At 55.3% G+C, this 19746-nt stretch carries 17 protein-coding genes, 3 tRNA genes, 1 other RNA gene and 1 other annotated feature; of the genes, 5 read left to right on the forward strand and 16 right to left on the reverse strand.

Annotated features, from left to right (window positions below; genetic code table 11):
* The first annotated feature begins 7 nt into the window (after positions 1-7).
* Positions 8-106: signal recognition particle sRNA small type (ffs, locus tag QTO31_RS15510), an RNA gene on the forward strand.
* Here the strand turns inward: ffs and QTO31_RS15515 are convergent.
* The 13 genes from QTO31_RS15515 to QTO31_RS15570 all read right to left on the reverse strand — a co-directional run bounded on the left by QTO31_RS15515 (position 104) and on the right by QTO31_RS15570 (position 9691).
* On the reverse strand, positions 104-3061 hold the full coding sequence (locus tag QTO31_RS15515; RefSeq protein WP_301430000.1) for a hypothetical protein: 2958 nt from the start codon (positions 3059-3061) through the stop codon (positions 104-106). The genes ffs and QTO31_RS15515 overlap by 3 nt on opposite strands.
* Before the next feature lie 75 nt (positions 3062-3136).
* Complete coding sequence (locus tag QTO31_RS19355) at positions 3137-3433, reverse strand: PIN domain-containing protein (RefSeq protein WP_411278405.1); 297 nt, start codon at positions 3431-3433, stop codon at positions 3137-3139.
* Between the two features lie 124 nt (positions 3434-3557).
* Positions 3558-4034, reverse strand: a complete 477-nt coding sequence (locus tag QTO31_RS15520; protein WP_301430001.1) for a hypothetical protein — start codon at positions 4032-4034, stop codon at positions 3558-3560.
* A gap of 677 nt (positions 4035-4711) precedes the next feature.
* Positions 4712-5110 (reverse strand): 50S ribosomal protein L7/L12, encoded by a 399-nt coding sequence (gene rplL, locus QTO31_RS15525; RefSeq protein ID WP_028458694.1) that lies wholly within the window; start codon positions 5108-5110, stop codon positions 4712-4714.
* A gap of 53 nt (positions 5111-5163) precedes the next feature.
* Positions 5164-5712 carry a 50S ribosomal protein L10 gene (gene rplJ / locus QTO31_RS15530; RefSeq protein WP_031458415.1) on the reverse strand — a complete coding sequence of 183 codons (549 nt, stop codon included), beginning with the start codon at positions 5710-5712 and terminating at the stop codon, positions 5164-5166.
* A 17-nt stretch (positions 5713-5729) separates the two neighbouring features.
* Positions 5730-5920 (reverse strand) — a sequence feature (ribosomal protein L10 leader region).
* A complete protein-coding gene (rplA, locus tag QTO31_RS15535) occupies positions 5919-6632 on the reverse strand; it encodes a 50S ribosomal protein L1 (RefSeq protein WP_301430003.1) in 714 nt (237 codons plus the stop codon). (Overlaps the previous feature by 2 nt.)
* A 52-nt stretch (positions 6633-6684) precedes the next feature.
* Positions 6685-7110, reverse strand: coding sequence for a 50S ribosomal protein L11 (rplK, locus tag QTO31_RS15540; RefSeq protein ID WP_031458414.1), 426 nt, complete (start codon positions 7108-7110; stop codon positions 6685-6687).
* An 85-nt stretch (positions 7111-7195) separates the two neighbouring features.
* On the reverse strand, positions 7196-7765 hold the full coding sequence (nusG, locus tag QTO31_RS15545; protein WP_028458698.1) for a transcription termination/antitermination protein NusG: 570 nt from the start codon (positions 7763-7765) through the stop codon (positions 7196-7198).
* Positions 7766-7787: 22 nt separating this feature from the next.
* The gene (secE, locus tag QTO31_RS15550) at positions 7788-8015 is read right to left on the reverse strand and encodes a preprotein translocase subunit SecE (protein ID WP_301430006.1); all 228 of its coding nucleotides are present in this window, start codon (positions 8013-8015) and stop codon (positions 7788-7790) included.
* Between the two features lie 72 nt (positions 8016-8087).
* Positions 8088-9293 (reverse strand): elongation factor Tu, encoded by a 1206-nt coding sequence (tuf, locus tag QTO31_RS15555; protein WP_301430008.1) that lies wholly within the window; start codon positions 9291-9293, stop codon positions 8088-8090.
* Positions 9294-9400: 107 nt separating this feature from the next.
* A tRNA-Thr gene (locus QTO31_RS15560) sits at positions 9401-9476 on the reverse strand.
* Between the two features lie 42 nt (positions 9477-9518).
* Positions 9519-9604: transfer RNA gene (locus QTO31_RS15565), tRNA-Tyr, on the reverse strand.
* A gap of 11 nt (positions 9605-9615) precedes the next feature.
* A tRNA-Thr gene (locus tag QTO31_RS15570) sits at positions 9616-9691 on the reverse strand.
* A gap of 505 nt (positions 9692-10196) precedes the next feature.
* On the opposite strand from QTO31_RS15570, the gene QTO31_RS15575 reads away from it, so the two are divergent.
* Positions 10197-10529 carry a hypothetical protein gene (locus QTO31_RS15575; RefSeq protein ID WP_031458412.1) on the forward strand — a complete coding sequence of 111 codons (333 nt, stop codon included), beginning with the start codon at positions 10197-10199 and terminating at the stop codon, positions 10527-10529.
* A gap of 8 nt (positions 10530-10537) precedes the next feature.
* Here the strand turns inward: QTO31_RS15575 and QTO31_RS15580 are convergent, their stop codons facing one another.
* The gene (locus QTO31_RS15580) at positions 10538-10882 is read right to left on the reverse strand and encodes a cupin domain-containing protein (RefSeq protein ID WP_031458411.1); all 345 of its coding nucleotides are present in this window, start codon (positions 10880-10882) and stop codon (positions 10538-10540) included.
* A gap of 420 nt (positions 10883-11302) precedes the next feature.
* Between QTO31_RS15580 and QTO31_RS15585 the strand changes: the two genes are divergently transcribed.
* From QTO31_RS15585 to QTO31_RS15595, 3 genes are all read left to right on the forward strand, one after another.
* Positions 11303-12709: a glucose-6-phosphate isomerase gene (locus QTO31_RS15585; protein WP_367620653.1), complete on the forward strand. Its 1407-nt coding sequence runs from the start codon at positions 11303-11305 to the stop codon at positions 12707-12709.
* A 281-nt stretch (positions 12710-12990) separates the two neighbouring features.
* Positions 12991-13377 (forward strand): hypothetical protein, encoded by a 387-nt coding sequence (locus tag QTO31_RS15590; protein ID WP_301430012.1) that lies wholly within the window; start codon positions 12991-12993, stop codon positions 13375-13377.
* Positions 13374-13868, forward strand: a complete 495-nt coding sequence (locus QTO31_RS15595) for an adenylyltransferase/cytidyltransferase family protein (protein ID WP_301430013.1) — start codon at positions 13374-13376, stop codon at positions 13866-13868. The genes QTO31_RS15590 and QTO31_RS15595 overlap by 4 nt, the downstream gene beginning before the upstream one ends.
* Before the next feature lie 472 nt (positions 13869-14340).
* Here QTO31_RS15595 and QTO31_RS15600 read toward each other — a convergent pair whose 3' ends face one another.
* Entirely contained in the window at positions 14341-17463 is a 3123-nt protein-coding gene (locus QTO31_RS15600) for a DUF6519 domain-containing protein (protein ID WP_301430014.1), read from the reverse strand.
* A gap of 92 nt (positions 17464-17555) precedes the next feature.
* Positions 17556-19715 (reverse strand): phage tail protein, encoded by a 2160-nt coding sequence (locus tag QTO31_RS15605; RefSeq protein WP_301430015.1) that lies wholly within the window; start codon positions 19713-19715, stop codon positions 17556-17558.
* Positions 19716-19746 lie beyond the last annotated feature (31 nt).

Genomic DNA, 19746 nt, shown 5'->3' on the forward strand with positions numbered 1-19746 from the left:
ATAATGGAATTGTGCCGCGAACGGCAGATACTTGCGGAACCCCGCCAGGACCGAAAGGTAGCAACGGTACGCGAGTTCCTCTGGGTGTTCGCGGCGCACTTGTTCAGGCTCGATCATCGGCCACCAGTGCAGCAGCCAGATCGGCCAGCAAGGGTGTTCCCCCCATCCGCAGCAGAATCGGTACTGCTATCTCGAGCGAACGGAATATCTCCTCACGACCAATAGCGGCCTGCTGTAACGTGGCTGCGAACTGGGCCAGAGTGCTCGGATCGGCAGGATCTCGCGCTGCGACTATCGCCAGCCCGGCCCGTACTCGTTCGTTGCGACGGCGAATCCGGCGGGTAATGGCATCTGCTACTGTAAGCTGGCCCTGTCCGGCTAATGCCACAACCAGAGCCGCCCGATACCGACTCCGCGCCTCGCCAATCAGCAACTCATCGGTAAGCTGATCGGCCAGGATCGGATCAGCCGTTGCCAGTAACGGCGCCGAGACAATCAAAGCTCGCGCCCGCTCGCCGGCAAGATCAATCTCACGGATCAACCTCACCGCTTCAGATACCTTACCGGCCCGCATCAGTGCAATCGCCAGATCGGCCCTGGTTCGTGCTCGTTGATCGGGGGCAACGATAGCCGCTGCCTGATCGCTAGCTGCCTGCCAATCACCGGCAGCCGCCAGCAGACGCGCAATCTCATCGCGTGCCCAATCACGCTCATCATCGTCGGTGATCTCGGCAAGTACCGCCTGAGCGCCAGTATAATCATGAGCCTGGGCGCACGCAACGGCTACCCGCGACAGGGCCCGTTCCAGTTCTTCGCCGCTTAACTGGCGGGCAATTGTCAATGCCCGTTCTCGACGCCCAATCGCAGCATGCGCTGCGGCCAGTGCAGCCAGGAGAATCGGTCGGTCTTCACCCTGGAGCGCGTCTATCTCCCGCGTTGCCCGTTCGGTTGCTAAGTTTGCAACCAGACCTTGCAGCAAGACTCGCAACTCAAGCAGCGTCGTTACGCGCAATTCGCGGCTGGTAATCCGCTCTGCAGCCGCCAGGGCGTCGCCATCCTTCTCGGCCAGGGCAAAGACCCGCGCCAGCCGGGCCAAACCACGATCGCGCTGATGAGGACTTGGCAGCGCCATAATCCGCTGCAACGCTGCATCTTCGTTATGTGTAGCCAGATCGCAGGCCAACTCGATTTCTGCCCATGCCCGCGCCGTCTCTACCGTTAGCTCTGCAAGTAACATCTGAGCGCGGGGATCGGCGATCCGTGCCAGCGCCACTGCAACCTCAGCTTGCGCCCAGGCTGCACGATGTTCGTGCAGAATAGCCCGTGCCAATCGCCAGGCCCGATCGTACTGACCGTTATCCAGGAAGTAACGCACAACCAGCGTTTCGACATGAGCGCGTCGTTCCAGCAAATCGATCCGCTCGGCGCATAGCAAGGCGCGATCAGGATCGCCCGCCTCGATACACGCCGTTGCCAACGCTTCTATTGCCTGATCACGAACATCACGCCACGCCCGCGAGACCGGTTGCGCCTCGAGATCAAGCGCGCGCGAGAGCAGGCGCATCGCTGCACTCCGCATATTCACGCTGTAACACGCTTCGCCGAGTTGACGCAAAACGGCCGCTTTCGGCACCCCATCCGGCAATTGTTCGACAATAGCGGTCACCCGGCGCAGGCTTCCTTCACGACCGGATGTATTCACCGCTGTGAGGAACGCAGCCGTTACTAACTCGCCGCTCAATTGACGGGCGCGAGCGGCAAGCGTTCCGGTAACCGCAGCCATCCGCGCCAGACTCAGCGGCGACGTGAGTGCCGGGTCATGCAGCATCCATCCGGCATCACGCAGCGCGCCAGCCAATCCTTCCCGTAATTCTCGTTCGCGTAGCCAGCTCAACGGCTGTGCGACAGGCAGATCAGGTGTTCGTTGCTCGGGCGTACATAGTACCGCATGGCGAGCCAGTTGCCGACCGAGATAGCGATTGGTCGGGTCGAGCGGATTACGCCGCAACCGTTCAGTGCCCCACTGAGCCAACTCGCAATGCGCAGCCTCCACCTCGTGCGGCACATGACGCGCAAGGAAAAGGCGCAGCGCACGATGGGTATAGCGCACGAGCAAGAGAGTATCCTCATCGCTCGCCCGCCACAAATTGATATGCACCAATCCCTGTTCTTCCCAGCGGTCGAGCAGGAGTTGTGGATGCTCAGCGCTGACCTCGGCGAGCGCAACAACCGGTAACGGTTCACCAGCCGCAGCTAACAATACTGCCAAACGTCGTTCGGTTGCGTTAAGCGACTGCCACCAATTCTGAAGAAGCTGATCGAGATCGGTCGGCAGATGAGTAATCTCCAGCAAGCCAAGGTGCAGCCAACGTTCAGCCCAACTGAGGTAGAGCAAATTCCCCTGAGCAGCCGCCAAAATAGCTTCGCGCCATTTGGGTGGGCAGTGACGCCGTTCAAGGAGACTGGTCTGTGTCTGAAGCAGCGCCCGATCAGCGGCGGGTAATACCAGTCGAGCATCTGGTTCGACCGGCAATTGACCATGAACCAGCAAAATAACGCCTGGCGGTACATCAAACGGCAGTGGTAACGGGAGCGGACGCAACGGTTGCCGATCACGATCCGGCGCACTTACCAGCAGCACCAGCGGGCGAGACGGGTCGGCAATCTCATTCAGGAGACGCTCAAAAGCAGCGGGGTCAGTCAACGCAGCCGGATCAAGTAAAGGCAAGGTGGGCCGACGAGTGGCCACAATCTGGGCGTAGAAGGCTAGTGCTCCATTTCCCTCATCATCATCGGCCAGCCAGAGCGGCCATTCAGCGCGTACCGCCAACTGACAGAGCAAAGTCGTTGCGCCAACACCCATCGGCGCTTCGAGGGCGATAACCCCCCGCTGCTCGCGCAGTGTGGCAAGCACAGCCTCATACAGCGCCGGTCGTTCAATCGCAGTACGCAAGCAGGCCTGTACCCGTTCCTGTTGCGCCCGCAACGCCGGCGCCACGACTGCGTATAGTTCGTGAAATTGCTCAACAGCGCGAAACGCACGCGGCAGTACAGTCTTCATCAATTATCTAATATACCATATCTGTGATAGAGGATTGAGAGATTTATGCCCGGCGCGATATTCACTCTGTACGTTTCAAGGGTTTTTGGTAATCACTTGCAGGCCAGGAATATTGGTAAAATCTTTCGCGTTGTGGGTAACGAGAGGTATATCATAGCTTCGTGCACATGCCGCAATCCAGGTATCGGCGCAGGAGATCGGGACACCGTTCTTTTTTCGATGTGCAATGATCGCACCGTAATGTTCGGCTATACGATAATTGCAGGGAATCACCACAAATTTACGAATAGTAGCACGGAGTTGTGCTTTTTGTTGTGCCCCCAATTTGCCCACTCTGCGCCAGCCCAAAGCTCTCCCACAGTAATGAAGGATATAGCAAGTCTCTTTCCTGAGAGATGCTTTTCATAGAGCTGTGCTTGTGGAGCATTTTTCATGATGTATGAAACAATATTTGTGTCGAGAAGCAGATATTTCGATTTCATGCAATGCTCTTGCACTATTCAGCTAAATTTCCTTTGCGTAGACTATTGATAAACTCCTCAAATTTATCATCAACCTCGCCAGGCCATGTATTATAGAGAGTTTCTAGATTGGTTTTTGAGGTAATTCCCTGTAGCATGGCAAGCTCATCAAGAGTTCTAAACTGCCAAAACTCCCGGGTTCTCGACAACGGTTCAATAGTATGTACACGTACATAGCTCGTCTTGCCGGTAGCCGGATTGATAATGGCTTCACCTGTTACCCGCACGTAGTGTCGTGTCATTCCATCGACCTCGTCCGCTTGTTCCTCGGTGAACGTACAAGACACCGACTCGCCAGAAGACGTTTGTAATGACATACGCCGACGCTTAAAATCGACCATGAACACATAACCTTCTATCTCGGTCAATGTGTGTCTGCTGATGACATCAAACCCCTGAGCGGTATACCAAACGTGCAGTGGTAATACGTCTCGATACAATGTGAAGGTCATGCATGAGACACCTCTTCGGAAGAGGTCACCAACCCTACTCCAAGCAGTAAGCACCTCTCTATCGAACCTGAAAGACGACTCGTCTGTAACGTGTTGCATCTCTTCTAATTCCCAAAGAGCCTTCTCAAAAATACGAATCGCCTCACTACCGTTTCCTGCCGAACGCACGGTTACGCTTCGCTGGAAGGAAAGTATCGTTGATAGACTGCGCTCCGAAATCCCAACGAGATCCAATTCTAGAAGCTGCCGAAGTTGCTTCCGCCTCACAATTCTCTTAACATCGTGCTCAACATTATCCTGCTCATCAAGCAGGATTTCTCCCGTTCGATACAAAGCGCGCTGAAAACTGCCAGAAAGATCGCAAGGTAGGATATTGGTATCCGCCCCCAACGAACCGATTCGCCTTCTAGTGACACCTGTAGAAACAGCTCCATAACAGATTCCTTTCCAGAGCAGGCTTTACTGCTAGTGGCAGCAATCACTATAAGTATGTGACAAGAAATACAATGATCAAAAGCGCCGTGTAGCAAGGGAAACAGCGTATACCGACCTCATTTCACCCAAAAACAGTTGAACGATTACTATGAAATCAACAACAACTCAACAAAAACAGAGTGCGGCAAGGTCTTTACAACCATCTGCCGCACTCCGTGCAAAGCTAAATTGCAAGGGCAGGACTACTTAATCTCAACCACTGCACCGACTTCGGTCAGTTTCGCCTTGGCTGCCTCGGCCTCTTCCTTGCTCACACCTTCGCGAACCGGCTTGGGTGCACCCTCAACCAGGTCCTTCGCCTCCTTCAGACCAAGGTTGGTCAGCTCACGCACCACCTTAATAACCTGAATCTTGTTAGGACCGGCCTCTTTGAGGATGACGTCGAATTCAGTCTTCTCTTCGACCGGCGCCGCAGCCGCAGCACCATCACCGGCCGCAGCAACCGGCATTGCGGCGCCCATTGCCATCACAGGAGCAGCAGCGGTAACCCCCCACTTCTCCTCCATCTTCTTCTTCAGCTCAACCAGCTCGAGGACGTTAAGGCCCTCAATCATCTCGATAATTGAATCAATCTTGGACATGGTTGTACACTCCTTATAGGATAGAAATAAATACTTGACCGCGCAGATAACGATTATGCCGTTTCACCTTGCGGTTGTAACTGATCGATCCGAGCCTGCAATACGTAGAGAACGTTTGAAATCGCGGCGTTGAGAACACCAACCACGCCAGCGACCGGTGCGGCAATGCCGCCGACCACCTGTGCAAGCGCCTGCTCACGCGAAGGCAGCCTGGTCACCTGCTCAAGGGCGTCAGCCGGAAGCAATGTCTGACCGAGCAAGGCGCCACGCACAGTAAAGCTCTTATTCCCCGACTTTAGATAATCGAGGAGCGCTTTCGCAACCTTCGAGACATCGTCATACCCGAAGGTCACTGCCGTTGGGCCAGACAGTAGTGGGTCAATTGCCTCACGTCCAGTATGATTAGCGGCAATTCTCAACAGCGTATTTTTTGCCACTACAACCTCGCCACCGTGCTCGCGCAACTTACGGCGTAACTCTGTCATATCGGCAACGCTCATACCCTTACCATCGCCGCGATAGTCGGCAACCACAACCAACTGGGCGCGGCGCAGCTTTTCGGTCAGCGTACTAACCGTCTCAATTTTACGCTGCGTTGGCATGCATTTCACCTCCTCTCAAAGTAGATTAAAAACGGTCGCCTGTCTCCTGAGACAGGCGACCGAGAACGGCGCAGCTTATCTGCGCACAACTGACAGAGTGAGCATATCACTCACGACTATCGTATCTCAGACGCCACCTCGGTCGGCAGCCCAAAGGCCATTAAGAGCACAGCTCACCGACTGTCTCAGGCAGCTAATGAAAGATATTAGACCTTCAAATTCTGGGCAGCAACCGGATCAACCGGTATTCCAGGCCCCATAGTACTTGTCAGCGTCACACTCCGAATATAGGTACCTTTCGCACCACTTGGCTTTGCCGCTTTCACCGCGTCCATGAGCGCTACAAAATTTTCGCTCAACTGCTGTGGTGTAAAACTAACCTTCCCGATAGCAACGTGCAGGATACCGGTCTTATCGTTACGAATCTCGACCCGACCTCCCTTCACCTCGCGGATGGTACGGGCCAGATCGGCGGCAGGAACGATGGTCCCACTCTTTGGGTTAGGCATCAAACCACGCGGACCGAGCTTACGACCGATGCGACCGACCTTACCCATCATATCAGGGGTTGCGATAGCCACATCGAAGTCGAAGAAATTCTCGCGGTCGATACGGGCAATCAAATCATCGCTACCCGCATAATCTGCACCGGCATCGAGCGCGATTTGCGCAGCTTCACCCTGAGCAAAGACCAGCACACGCACCGTTTTACCGGTACCGTGTGGCAATGCAACCGTAGTACGAATATTCTGATCAGCGTGACGAGGATCGATACCAAGCCGCAGATGCGTTTCAACCGTCGCATCAAATTTTGTGTACGACGTTTCTTTAACCAGGGCGAGCGCATCGAGCGGTGAATAGAGACGAGTTCGATCAACCTTCGCCAGAGCGGCGAGATACTTTTTTCCGTGCTTTGGCATGGCAGCTACTCCTGGTGGTGATGGCGGATCAAGTAATCCTCCCACCAACTAATCATTCAACAATCTTAATGCCCATACTCCGTGCCGTACCGGCGATAATCCGCTCAGCGGCCTCGATATCATTCGCGTTCATATCAGGCAATTTCTGCTGAGCGATCTGGCGCAACTGTGCACGTGTAATCGTACCAACCGTCGTGCGCTTCGGCGTACTGGCACCCTTCTGAATACCAGCCGCTTTGCGCAAAAGATCAGCCGCCGGTGGGGTAAGCAGACGGGCGACGAAGGAGCGGTCGCTGTAAATCGAAATCTCGACCGGAACGATACTCCCGGCCTGCGAGGCCGATTTTTCGTTATACTCCTTCACGAAGGCCATAATATTGATGCCGTACTGACCGAGCGCCGGGCCAACGGGCGGCGCCGGGGTAGCCTTACCGGCCGGCAATTGCAGTTTTACCACTGCCACAAGTTTCTTAGCCACGACACAACTCCTTACATGGCGGGAAAGCAGGCAACGCCCTCTCCCTCCCTCGCGCAACCGGCGAGGTAGCGGATCGACGACACAATTATTCTACCAATCGAGTTACCTGTAAGAAATCAAGTTCAACTGGCGCTTCACGGCCAAAGAAAGAGACGAGGACACGCACCCGACCTCGCTCGTGATCGATGGCATCGACAATACCCTCGAAATCGGTAAAGGGACCATCGATAATCTTAACCGCCTGTCCTTTTTGATAGCTTACGCGTACCTTCGGAGTTTCGCCCTCCATCTGACGAAGAATTGCTTTCACCTCTTCTTCATCAAGGGGAGTAGGTTTATTGCCATGCCCGACGAAGCTGGTCACGCCAGGTGTATTGCGCACCACGTACCACGAATCATCGGTAAGACGCATCTGCACCAGGACATAGCCGGGATAGATCTTCTTATTAACCGTGCGGCGCTGACCATTTTTGATCTCAATTTCCTCTTCAGTTGGCACGATCACGCGAAAAATCTGGTCTTGCATCTCCATCGACGCAATCCGATGCTCCAGATTTTTCTTGACCTTATTTTCGTAACCTGAGTAGGTATGGATCACATACCAGCGCCGATCATCGGCCTCTTTCTCTTTTTCCTTTTCCTTTTCCTCAGACATGGCAGTCCCCGTTCGCGAACAGCTACTGGACGAGGCTCACGAGACTCGTGTAAAGGAAAGTGAAGATTGTATCGCCAATGAAGAGCAACAACCCGATAACAAGCGACACTGCAACCACGAGGATCGTAAGGCGAATCGTCTCTTCGCGGCTTGGCCAAACAACTTGCCGTAACTCGCTGCGCGTTTCGCGAAACGTGCGCACGAGAATGTTTTCTTGAACGTCACGATCTGTATCTTTGGCCACGGCCATTTTATACCCTTCACTTTGAAGCTGTCGGCGACGGCAGCGCCACCGACAGCTTAGCGAATCCGGCCTTGGGAATTAATCAAGAATCTTGGTTACGACACCGGCACCGACGGTGCGACCACCCTCGCGGATGGCGAAGCGCAATCCCTCTTCAATCGCCACCGGCACGATCAGGTCGATGGTCATCACCACGTTGTCGCCTGGCATCACCATCTCCATCCCCGCCGGTAAGCTAATCGCCCCCGTCACGTCGGTCGTCCGAATGTAGAACTGCGGCCGGTAGCCCGAGAAGAACGGCGTGTGCCGTCCACCCTCTTCCTTCTTCAACACGTACACCTGCGCCTCAAACTTCTTGTGCGGCTTGATGCTCCCAGGCGCGCACAACACCTGCCCGCGCTCAACCTCGTTGCGCTCAATCCCCCGCAACAGACAGCCGACGTTGTCGCCAGCAATCCCTTCGTCGAGCGTCTTCTGGAACATCTCCACCCCGGTCACTACCGTCCGGCGCGGCGCTTCCTCGGTCATCCCCACGATTTCGACCGTATCGCCGACCTTCACCTTCCCGCGCTCGATCCGCCCGGTCACCACCGTTCCACGCCCCTTAATCCCGAACACGTCTTCTATCGGCATCAGGAACGGCTGGTCAATCGCCCGCTGCGGCGTCGGAATGTACTCATCGACCGCCTTCATCAGCTCCAGGATACAGGCATACTCCGGCGCGTTGATGTCCTGGCTCGGGCTTTCCAGCGCATTGCGCGCGCTCCCGCGGATAATCGGAATCTCATCGCCCGGAAACCCGTACTTGCTGAGCAGCTCGCGCAACTCCAGCTCGACCAGCTCCAGCAGCTCGGGGTCGTCCATCATATCGACCTTGTTGAGGAACACCACGATGGCCGGTACCTGCACCTGGCGGGCGAGCAGGATGTGCTCGCGGGTTTGGGGCATCGGGCCATCGGGCGCGCTCACTACCAGGATGGCGCCGTCCATCTGCGCTGCGCCGGTAATCATATTCTTGATATAGTCGGCGTGACCAGGACAGTCCACGTGCGCGTAGTGGCGTTTCTCGGTCTGATACTCGACGTGGCGAATGGCGATGGTAATGCCACGGGCACGCTCTTCGGGTGCGTTGTCAATCTGGTCGTAGGCCATAAACTGGGCCGCGCCCTTGAGTGACAGCACCTTGGTGATTGCAGCGGTCAACGTCGTCTTACCGTGGTCTACGTGACCGATGGTGCCGACATTGACGTGCGGTTTCGTCCGCTCGAATTTTTGTTTGGCCATGGATTCCTTGCTCCTTAAGACAAGGCGCGAAAATATGCCGCTCGTGCCAAGACAGTTGGCACGAGCAACTGGGCAAGGTTCGCGCTCACCTCGCCATCACTGTCGGCTGGAGCCTACGACGGGACTTGAACCCGTGACCTCGTCTTTACCAAAGACGTGCTCTACCGACTGAGCTACGTAGGCATAAACGAGTAGAGCGATACAAGAAACACTCTACTCATTTGTTGGTGGGCCGGGCAGGATTCGAACCTGCGAAGGCGTAAGCCAGCGATTTTACAGACCGCCCCGTTTGGCCACTTCGGTACCGACCCGTAAGTAGCGATGGAGCCGACGCAGGGACTTGAACCCTGAACCGGCGGTTTACAAAACCGCTGCTCTGCCAATTGAGCTACGTCGGCACACACCGACGGCGTCGAGCCATCGCTCAGCAGTGTGCATTCTAACACAATCTGGCGTTTTATGCAAATGGGTACGGCGCCGGATAGGGTTTTTCGGAGTTTTCAGCTTTAGGTCACCTTCGATGACCAGACGATACACCAGCGAAGAAACACCGATGAACATCACACATCCGCTGCCAATGACTTCTGACTCACGCAGTCATCTGGGGATGCGGGCCTCTGGCTGTAGGTGCGGTGGGCGGCTGAAATCTATGAGGGAGTGCATCAGCGCCCTACTACCTCCGAGTCCCCCGTATGTTCACCCTGCTTGTGGGGCATCGGGGGAACGATCATCATCGGCGCGTTCTTCCACGCAAGGTGGGATTGCGGGCCAGAGGCCCGCGCACCAGGATATACGGTTTTCGTGAACAGGATTGGTATAACACTCCTGATGGTTGCTGTTCTTTGGTAGGTGCGCTATGATGAATCATAGCATCTTGTCGCATCTATATCGGAGAGTGAACTCATGCAATGGTTACGACGATTATTCGGCGGTCATTCAGAACCGCCGGTGATGCTTTTCCACGTGCGCTGCAACCGGTGTGGTGCTGTTGTACAAACCCGGATTAACCTCTACAACGATTTGTCGGTCGAATATGATGATCGTGAAGAGATCGCCGGTTACTGGATTCGTAAAGAGATGATGGATGATCGTTGTTTTCGCCTGATGACAGCCGAATTGCGCTTTGACCGCCAACGTCGATTGATTAGCCAGGAAGTGGTTGGCGGTCAGATGATTACGGCTGAGGAATATGCCGCAGCCCGCCAGACGCAGAACGAGCGTGCAAGTAATCCGTAGCGATCATCTTAAGCTTCCTCAGCTTCAGCCTGGCGCTGGATAAAGTCGGCACGTACCGGATGGAAGAGATCGAAAAAGATCGAATCTTCCTCCATGACAGCCTCGTGTTCGACGCCACCAGGAATATGGACAATCTCCATAGGGCCGAGTTCTCGCCATTCATCGCCAACGCGAAAACGTACACGACCACTGATGACTAACGTCATTTGTTCGTGAGGGTGGCTATGAGCCGGTGCGGTCGCTCCTTTGGGAGCTTCGACCCGTACCGCCATCAGTTCGTTGCCGGTAAACGGACGGAGTTTCATCGAGCCGATAAGAAAGCTCTTGATGTCAGCGGTTTGTACTGCGTGCATACATGTTCCTTTACCTCAAGCCGACCCGTTTTCGCTCATCATCTTCATCTTATCGTTTTCTGGTGTGAAACGCAAATGATCGCCGTGGTGTGGGCATTATACTCGTGCGCCTGCTCTGAACTATGATGAGCGCGGGAGAGCCGCGGCAACTGGATCGGCGCTCGTTGAAATCATTGTTGTTGATCAGGTTCTCACTTTCCCCTTGCTAAAGACAGGGAGCGTAGCACGTTTCACCATGTTCGATTGTGCATGATACGCTCATAAGGATCATATACCCCTCACTCCTTATGCCTCTGTTCGCCATTACTGACGGCAGGTATGGTATCCTGAGCGTAATAGGGCAAGGCAGGTGACCGTTACTAGAAAAGCTAGACTCTAAACAGATTGAGTGAAGGCCGATCATAAAGTAAGGAGTTCATGATGCGCCACGAAGATGCGAGCTGGCGAGAAAGCCAACGGATTCGGCTGGACGTGAATAACGTGTTTGGAACGCACGGTCTCATGCCGGCGGAGCTGGAAGCAGAAGCACCACGGGCAGCCGCAGCAATTGCAGCAATCCAACAACGGCAGGCCGATCTTGGTTGGCCGTTGTTACCCGATCAGGATGTGACACCGTTTGAACAGTTTGCTGCCGAACATCGTGATCGGATCGATACGTTCGTGGTATTGGGAATCGGTGGCTCGGCGCTGGGCAACATTGCAGTACAGACGGCGATCAATGGCCCATTTTACAACTTGTTGCCACGTGAGCGGCGAGGTTGGCCACGCCTCTTGGTGCTCGATAATTCTGACCCTGAGCTGAATGCAGGGGCACTACAGATTCTCGATTTGCGCCGAACGATGTTTAATGTGATCAGTAAAAGTGGGACGACCGCCGAAACAATGGCGTCATTTCTCTACTTCCGGCAGGCGCTGGTTGAAGCGGTTGGGGAAGATCACCTGGGCGATCATATTGTACTGACAACTGATCCGAACAGTGGATTTTTGCGCCAGATCGGGCTGCGTGAGGGCTGGACAATGTTTGATCTGCCGCCAAAGGTAGGTGGGCGGTTCTCGGTGTTGACTTCAGTGGGGTTGTTGTCGGCAGCAATGACGGGGGTGAATATCCGTGAGTTGTTAGCCGGCGCCGCATACGGTCGCGAACTGGCAGCCAATCCTGATCCATTGACAAACCCGGCAGCACTGGGCGCTCTGATCAATTATCTCTGCTTCCGCAAAGGAAAGCCAATTGTGGTAATGATGCCTTACGCTAATCGGCTGCGCGATGTAGCCGATTGGTTTGCACAACTGTGGGCCGAGAGTTTGGGGAAGGCGATTGATCGTAACGGCCAACCAGCACGGGTCGGGCAGACGCCGGTAAAGGCGCTCGGTGCGACCGATCAGCATTCTCAAGTGCAGCTTTATATGGAAGGGCCGTATGATAAGTTGATCAACTTTATCGCAGTCGAACGTTATGCAGAAACAGCCCCTATCCCAACAGCCTATCCTGATCTAGAAGGTGTGAGTTACCTTGGCGGACACACCATGGCGGAGCTGATCCAGGCAGAACAACAGGCTACGGCCATTGCACTTAGCGAAGCCGGACAACCGAATATCACGCATATCTTTCCGGAGATTAATGCCTTTACGCTTGGTCAGTTCTTTATGCTGATGGAAATGCAGACGGCAATTGCCGGTGAATTGTTCAACATTAATGCTTTTGACCAGCCTGGGGTCGAAGCTGGCAAGATCAACACTTACGCCCTGCTCGGTCGGCGCGGGTTTGAGGAGCGGCGGGCGGCGATTGCGGCTCGTGCGCAAGCTCTCGATGCGCGCTGGGTGGTATGAGAGGTGTAGGGGCTGGCAACGTCTGTAGTGCTCGTGCTGCGGAGCGTGCCTGGCACTTCTCAACCTTTTCAATCCCCTTCCTCTTCCACAGATAGAGGAAGGGGTGTTTGCGGTGAGTTGGGAGCCAGTGCCCCACTCCATTTCTTTCCCCTGTGTTGTTCGCCACAACTATTGGGTGAGGAAAGAACGCTGAAACGTCTGGCATTGTCGTAACAAGACTGGCAAGAATTGATCGGTGGGATTCGCCGTTTTACGTTCGCGATACCAGAAGGATTGATGCGATGGCAAGATTCTTCCCAGCGCCGCTGTGGGTATCATCCGCAGTCTGTGTTGTGATCGGGTTTATCGGTGGCAGTGCGTTCTGGTGGGCATCACAGGCGTGGAGTATCTTTATTGCAGCATTCCTATGGGCACTGATCGGGACAACCGGCACAGTGATCGGGCGTAGCATCAGTGAACGACTTCACTACAGTGATTGGTGGCATGCCAGTCGGTTGGTACCCCTACAGACTGTAACACCGATGGGTGGTTTTCTGGTAACGGCCCTCTTAGCCGGTGCACCATTGAATGTATCTCAGCTCATGCTCCTCGTTGGGATAATCGGCGGATTAACCATACTCTTCTGGATCGGCATACCACTGACATCACCATTTCGAGAACGACGATGAATATCTATACGCTGACCGAACTGGTAGCATTGCGTACAAGTTGGCGGGTCGCCGGGCTGAAAGTCGTGCTGACTAACGGTGTCTTTGATCTTATCCATGTTGGTCACGTACAGTATCTGACAGCGGCACGTGCGCTTGGCGACCGATTGATTGTGGCTATCAACAGTGATGAATCGACCCGGCAATTGAAAGGGCCTTTGCGACCAATTGTACCGGCAACAGAGCGAGCGACTATCGTGGCGGCGCTGCGTTGTGTTGATGCAGTTACCATCTTCCACGAGCGCACGGCAGAGACGGTGGTAGCAGCATTAGCACCTGATCTGTACGTGAAAGGTGGTGACTACGGGAAAGGCACAACCTTCGACGCAACACGACTACCAGAAGCGCGAGTCGTGCAAGCGCTGGGTGGTGAGGTGCGGATTCTGCCCTTTCATGAGGGGCACGCGACGACACGCTTAATCGAACGGATTGTCGAGCGTTACCGCGAGTAATCCGCACACGGATGCGCAACGGTACTGCACCTACGTTTCGGCGGATCGCAAGGTCACGCTGACGGTTTTGGGTTTCCTTTTGCATTGAAACACGATACGGACAACCACCGATTCGGCTCACATCTGCCCTTAATCTTCAGTAGAGGTGTCAGCGTTTTCAATGCCCGTGCTGCGGAGCGCGCCTGGACCCACTCACCTGCACTCAGACCCATTCCTCTCCTACACAGGGAGAGGAAGAAGGAGATGGAGGCGGGTTAGATACTCGCTGGCGTAGTGACCGGTCTGCGTGGCGAGAAATGCCGTCTACTATTGGCAACGCCTTCCCCGTATAGTGTTTCATTCCTTGTCGAAACGACAATACCGATGCGATCCCTATCGTAGATCTATTGGCCCACTATGCCAGGTGGGGTAGGACCCCATTAGCAATACCTACCTGCTATTGGGGTATGCAGAGCCGCCTTGGAATCTGCATTTATCGAATCTGTAATTGCAGGTTCGTAACCCGTTCGCTCTGACGAGCAATGTCAAACAAGTTTCCCTGACCAGGCCCCTGATTGCCAAGGTAAGTGGCAACATCAGCCAGGCACCAGCCAAGGGTACCGATAGTAGAACCAACTCCTGCGCCGGCACTTATGTTGACAGAGGATGCACGGCCGCGGGGGGCAGCCATTGCGGTAAAGGTGTTGGCTTGCATAATCAGGTTTCGGCTAAGCGTAATGCTGAACACCCCTTCAATGATGTTGCTATCGAGTAAGAGACGAGCACAGATGTCTTCGGATAGAACAGGAGTCTCCTGATCGAGCAATGTCTGCAATGTAGTGAGGAGGGCAGCACCAATAGTGAGCGATACCAGATGGTTGCTGCGCAGATGGATCGTGCCCATAAGAGCACTACTGAGTTGTAAGCGCGATCCGCCCGGTTCGTTTGGTTGGCGATCAAAACTACGTAGACGCTCAGCCAGATTCGCAATTTGCTCGCCTGGCGCCGGCATACCGTAAAGACTGATGATTCCGGCAATGCGGTTGTGTTCAAGCAGGATCATGTCGTCTTCGTCAAGAACGTCAGCGATCAGACCGATACTCTCAGCGACGAACGCACGTCGCTGATGAAGCATAATGGCTGTACCGGGGCGTGATTTTACGGCGGCGATGCGCAGATCAAAAAGGATATCGAAGAGCGTTGCTGCATTGACTTGAGGGTTGTTCAGAGCGACGATCAGTTTCGAAAGCTGTAATCCTTCGCCGAAAGATAAAGAACCGATGCGTTCTGAGACCTGAGCTGCAACTGCACGAGAACGTTGCTGGCGCTGGTCGATATTGAGACCGATCAGCTCTTCAACTACTTTTTGGGCCAGTTCGCGCCATTCTGGAGTGATGATCCGTTGATCATCGGCAAAGAGATCGGCCAGCGTCGCCAATTCAGCCTTTGCAAAGAGATCACGCAGGGGTGGAAAAGTGCGTGCAGGTATGGCCGCAGTGAACGTATTATTGCTCAGGCGAACCGTATCACTATCGACAATCGCCAACAATGCGCTACCACCAGGCCGATCATCTTGTACGCCCCCTGTTGCCGTCATACCACTGATGAAGTTGTCAGTGATGATCACGTGTGGGCAGCGAGTGAGCGCAAGCGCAGCCGTCCCTGGTGCGGGAATAAAGTCAACGGTGATAGCAAGGTTGTGGAGGACAACGGTGTCGATACCAACCAAATCTAGCGGTGCAGTCAGACGCAGATCGGTAGCGAGACCACAGCCCTTTATTTCGAGATGGAAGGGACGAACGGTGAGCGAAGGATCGAGGCGAAGGCCACCAACTTCGTGAACACCAGGACGCAGGCAGAACAAGAGGCGACGTTCGCCACGCGCCAGTAATTCTTTCAACGCAGCGTTGAGATCAGGGAAGTCGCCGTCAAACCCGATCGTCACGCAACAGCCACTACGACCACGCCGTTCGAGGCTGGCGTTAAAGAAGACACGGGGGAGCACCGGTTCGCCAGCACTATTGACAAATGGCTTGCCATCGATCTCAACCAGGAAGGCTTCTACGCGCTGACTCTGAACGGCAGGATCAGGACGCCACTGACAGGAGTAGATACCATTTTGGCCAGTCGTGACATCGATACTCGTACCGGCCGCACTACCGGCAATGAGCTGCCCGGCAGCGGTTTGAGGCGCCAGTCGAAAGCGCACCCGCGCATTATTTACTGGCTGCTGGCCGTTAGTCACTGCAACCTGCAACGGTTGAGGCAACATCTCACCTGGTAACACCGATTGACCGTCGCCACCGACCCCGTAAAAGTGGATGGACTCGGTTAGTGGAGGGAAGAGACGGCGACAGTCACTCCGTTTCGTCCAGACATTACCATTAAAATCGAGCAGCGCCAATTTACAATACGCATGCCGGATTCCGTGCGGCAGTTGTGGGATCGGCTGCCCAGTTGCATCGAGCGGCCATTCAATCGTACCGGTCACGACCCGCGCCGGAATGAACCAGTAATCACCGGGACGGAAGGTTCCCGGCTTGAGCCGAATCTGCACTCCCTGTTCGAGATTAGTCCAGGCGTTCGCGCCAGTTGTAACTACCAGTTCGCCATCAGGCATATCCCAGCGCCGCATTTTGGGGTTGCGGGAAAAAGCACTGTACAGAATTGTTTGACCGGCAGGATCAATAGTGACAACGTTGCCTTCGATCTGGACAATTTTCACCAGCGGGCCAGACTCGCCACGCTTCTCGCGGTCGTCATCGGTTAACTCGACCCATTGATTTGGCGCTAAACCCAATATATCATCGCGACCGGTGCTGCTGACCGTAAGCCGATTTGGATTAAGAGCGTCCTGTCCAGTCCAGCCTACGACGACAGAGCCATTGTCACGTGACCATTTGAGCGCAATGCGCGTCGGTGAGACGATGCGATGTACTTCAACCCGATAAAGTTGATTTTCCAGCCCGCGATAGCCCGCGTCCGCAGGAACAACGCATGGATCGCTGACGGTGGGATCAGGTTCGGCACGGGCCTCAAGGCGACCACTACTGCCAGCCAACAAGGCCGCCCAGCCGGCAGGCGAGGTAGCACAATCGAGGGCAGGATTGGGATCGCCAATGCGCAAGAGTTTCACCTGGGCCATAACCTGCAAGCGAGTCGTTGTGTCGGGACCACCCAGCGCAACCTCGCGCAGCGCAGGCTCCTCTAAGGCGGTGATATGCCGTTCCCAAACATCAAGATAGGCAAAATACGAACCGGCAGGTAAGGAGGCACTGGCAGTCAATCCCGCAACTTCGGCTAAACTACGAACGGGGAAATCGGGTTGTGCAGTTATGGCAACTGTTTGCTCGTTTTCAACCCGAATCCCGGCAACGTAGTAACGACCTGCGGTCACACTGAGCACACCACCGGCTACGACAATGTCAAAACCGGCCTGACCCTGGGGACCGCCGCACAGACCGACCAGATCGCTACGCGAGGTGCGGTCATCATCGAGATCAATGGCAATCTGTTCATTCCAGTCAGCATCAAGTGCGACTCGCCCCTGTTGGTTGAGAACGCCACTGTAATGCCTGGTTCGATTGAACGTCCAGCGAGTAAAATCACCGCGCATAGCAAACTCCTTGCAGGAAGTAGAAACCGGGACACAGGACATTGTTGATGGTTTATGGTCTCTTTTGTGTTATCAGTGTGACGTCGTACCCACTAAGTTACCAACCAAACCCCTGCCGCAAGACCAACCCGCAGATATTCATTCAAGGCGATCTGAAGATTGGTGAGGCGGTAGGTTTGTTGAACGAGATAGAAAGCACCCATTTCGTTTCCATCTTCGGCGCCCTGGATAATGGGAAGCGGACACGCACGAGCGAGTTGCATATAGGCCGGATGACCAAACCGGGTGCTGGTAAACGATGGGGTGACTGAGAGCGTAATCGCCTGACGCTGCGTAGCCGTCAGAGCAGAGAGTGGTTGCCTACGGGCAGCAGCTTCAGCGGTAAGGGCAAGATCGGGCTGGCAACGGAAGCGACGGGGTACTCGCGATCTGGGAGCCAGAAAACTGAAACGGCTACAACCGATCTGGCGGCGGGCAGCCAATACGCGCCCTAGCATCAGGCTTTCTGAAATGAGATCGGTTTGACGAACCCGTACTTCGCCATATACGGTGCAGCGCACAAAACTGGCCGGCGGTCCGATCTTCTCCCCGCCGGCACCGGCCGCGCAGGCTGGCCTGGCCGGCGCGAAGGCGTCAATAATTGAATCGTAGGCAAGCAGACCGTCCGCATCCTCTGCCAGATACAACGCGCCGCTGATGCTCCGTGTGAGTTCGACGCGCAGATCCGGATTAGGGGCAAGAGCCTGAATGCTGGGGCGGTCAGGAAATTGAGGGGCACCGGTCGCGTCGATCTGCCAGCCGGGTACCAGAGTGCAATGCTGGATGACTAACCGTTCGAGACTACCTGCAGCAAGTTCGATCCCGCCTTCGAGCCAGAGGCCGTTTAGGTTGAGCGTTGCCCGGTCGCCGTTACCGACAATGCGTAGCGGGTTGATCAGGCGGATCAGAGGGCGCTGACCGTCAGCAGCCTGAATGACCAGCGTGCGACCGGGAGTCATCGTGATGGTAATGTCTTCAGCATAGGTGGCGCTGTCGAGAATGGTGATGACACCGACAGGCGCCGATGAAGTGCTCCAGGCGGCAAGTGCAGCCGCAAGCGTGGTAACATCGGCGGTGCTACGGCGAGCGACAGTGGCTGCAAAATCACCGGGGGTAGGGTTGACAAGGGTTGAGTGTCGCGAGTAGGGGCCGCCGCCAATGTCAGCAACGAAGCCGTAGGTGTAGTTGACCAGCAGATCGGATGGGACTATACCAGCAGGAAAGGCGATCCGTCCACGTTGCGGATCAACGGCAACCCGAATGGGGAATGATTGTGGGCCGTAGGCTATACTGGTCGGTGGACGGCGCCAATCACGGAGATCGCAGATGAGGATTTCGGCGGCAGGAATCGGTCTCAGCGTACCTGTACCATCAGGTACCGCAATCTGGAATGCAGGACGAACAAGCGAGAGGTAGGTACTGTCGCTGATCAGGCCTCGACGCAGAGCCGTGAGATCGTCGGCAAGGGCGCGTCGAAGCAAGGGTACCGGTAGGTCGGGTTCGCTGGCCAGTTGGGTAATTTCGAGTTCGGTACGGGGTCGGTTGAAGAGTGGGATGTCGTTGCCGAGTGGACTAAACCAGTAGCGACCATCGGGCGGATCGGTGACCGGTTGGGGCATGACACCCTGAACAACGTAGGGTTGTAAGCGCCACAAGTGCAGGCCAAGGTTGGGGATGTTGTAGCGACCACGCCCAATCTCGATCCGGCGTACTTCGGCAGTGCGATTGAGCGTTGTAAGAGGGCTGTTCGTCAGTTCAAGGCGATTGGCATCGCGCAATGAAGCAGTCGCCGGGCTATGGAGCCGGATGTGATTGAGATGTTGAGTCGTTACTAGGCGTTCAAAGTATTCAACCACGCGACAAGGCCAGCCGGTGACATCACGAGCCAGTTGTTCGAGAACCGGCGCCGTACCCTTGCGGCGGCGATAGCGCAGGGTATTGGCCACATACGCCCGCAGACTCAGGTCGGTAACGGCGGTTCGTTCGTGGAGGGGGCGAACGCCGAGGAGATCACCAATGTACGGGATCAACCATTCGGCGCAGGTTTCGATAAACCAATCGTCGTAGAGATCGGCGATGTCGGTCTCGATACGGGCCAACTCATCACCGATAATGGTCAAGAGTGCCCGTAGCGGCTCACCCTGCCCGGCGTCACGACTCCGATAGACGGCCGGTAACAGTTCGTACAATCGGTCACGAGGATGGATGACCATAACAGTCCTTTCGTAAAGCAGCTCTCTGGCA

It is taken from the genome of Chloroflexus sp. MS-CIW-1, from assembly GCF_030444705.1.
GTDB lineage: Bacteria > Chloroflexota > Chloroflexia > Chloroflexales > Chloroflexaceae > Chloroflexus.

What these genes read in the sequence shown, in the direction of transcription:
- QTO31_RS15515 (WP_301430000.1), bottom strand. Translation starts at nt 3,061, where the DNA reads ATGAAGACTGTACTGCCGCGTGCGTTTCGCGCTGTTGAGCAATTTCAC.
- QTO31_RS15520 (WP_301430001.1), bottom strand. Translation starts at nt 4,034, where the DNA reads ATGACCTTCACATTGTATCGAGACGTATTACCACTGCACGTTTGGTAT.
- rplL (WP_028458694.1), bottom strand. Translation starts at nt 5,110, where the DNA reads ATGTCCAAGATTGATTCAATTATCGAGATGATTGAGGGCCTTAACGTC.
- rplJ (WP_031458415.1), bottom strand. Translation starts at nt 5,712, where the DNA reads ATGCCAACGCAGCGTAAAATTGAGACGGTTAGTACGCTGACCGAAAAG.
- rplA (WP_301430003.1), bottom strand. Translation starts at nt 6,632, where the DNA reads ATGCCAAAGCACGGAAAAAAGTATCTCGCCGCTCTGGCGAAGGTTGAT.
- nusG (WP_028458698.1), bottom strand. Translation starts at nt 7,765, where the DNA reads ATGTCTGAGGAAAAGGAAAAGGAAAAAGAGAAAGAGGCCGATGATCGG.
- secE (WP_301430006.1), bottom strand. Translation starts at nt 8,015, where the DNA reads ATGGCCGTGGCCAAAGATACAGATCGTGACGTTCAAGAAAACATTCTC.
- tuf (WP_301430008.1), bottom strand. Translation starts at nt 9,293, where the DNA reads ATGGCCAAACAAAAATTCGAGCGGACGAAACCGCACGTCAATGTCGGC.
- QTO31_RS15575 (WP_031458412.1), top strand. Translation starts at nt 10,197, where the DNA reads ATGCAATGGTTACGACGATTATTCGGCGGTCATTCAGAACCGCCGGTG.
- QTO31_RS15580 (WP_031458411.1), bottom strand. Translation starts at nt 10,882, where the DNA reads ATGCACGCAGTACAAACCGCTGACATCAAGAGCTTTCTTATCGGCTCG.
- QTO31_RS15585 (WP_367620653.1), top strand. Translation starts at nt 11,303, where the DNA reads ATGCGCCACGAAGATGCGAGCTGGCGAGAAAGCCAACGGATTCGGCTG.
- QTO31_RS15590 (WP_301430012.1), top strand. Translation starts at nt 12,991, where the DNA reads ATGGCAAGATTCTTCCCAGCGCCGCTGTGGGTATCATCCGCAGTCTGT.
- QTO31_RS15595 (WP_301430013.1), top strand. Translation starts at nt 13,374, where the DNA reads ATGAATATCTATACGCTGACCGAACTGGTAGCATTGCGTACAAGTTGG.
- QTO31_RS15600 (WP_301430014.1), bottom strand. Translation starts at nt 17,463, where the DNA reads ATGCGCGGTGATTTTACTCGCTGGACGTTCAATCGAACCAGGCATTAC.
- QTO31_RS15605 (WP_301430015.1), bottom strand. Translation starts at nt 19,715, where the DNA reads ATGGTCATCCATCCTCGTGACCGATTGTACGAACTGTTACCGGCCGTC.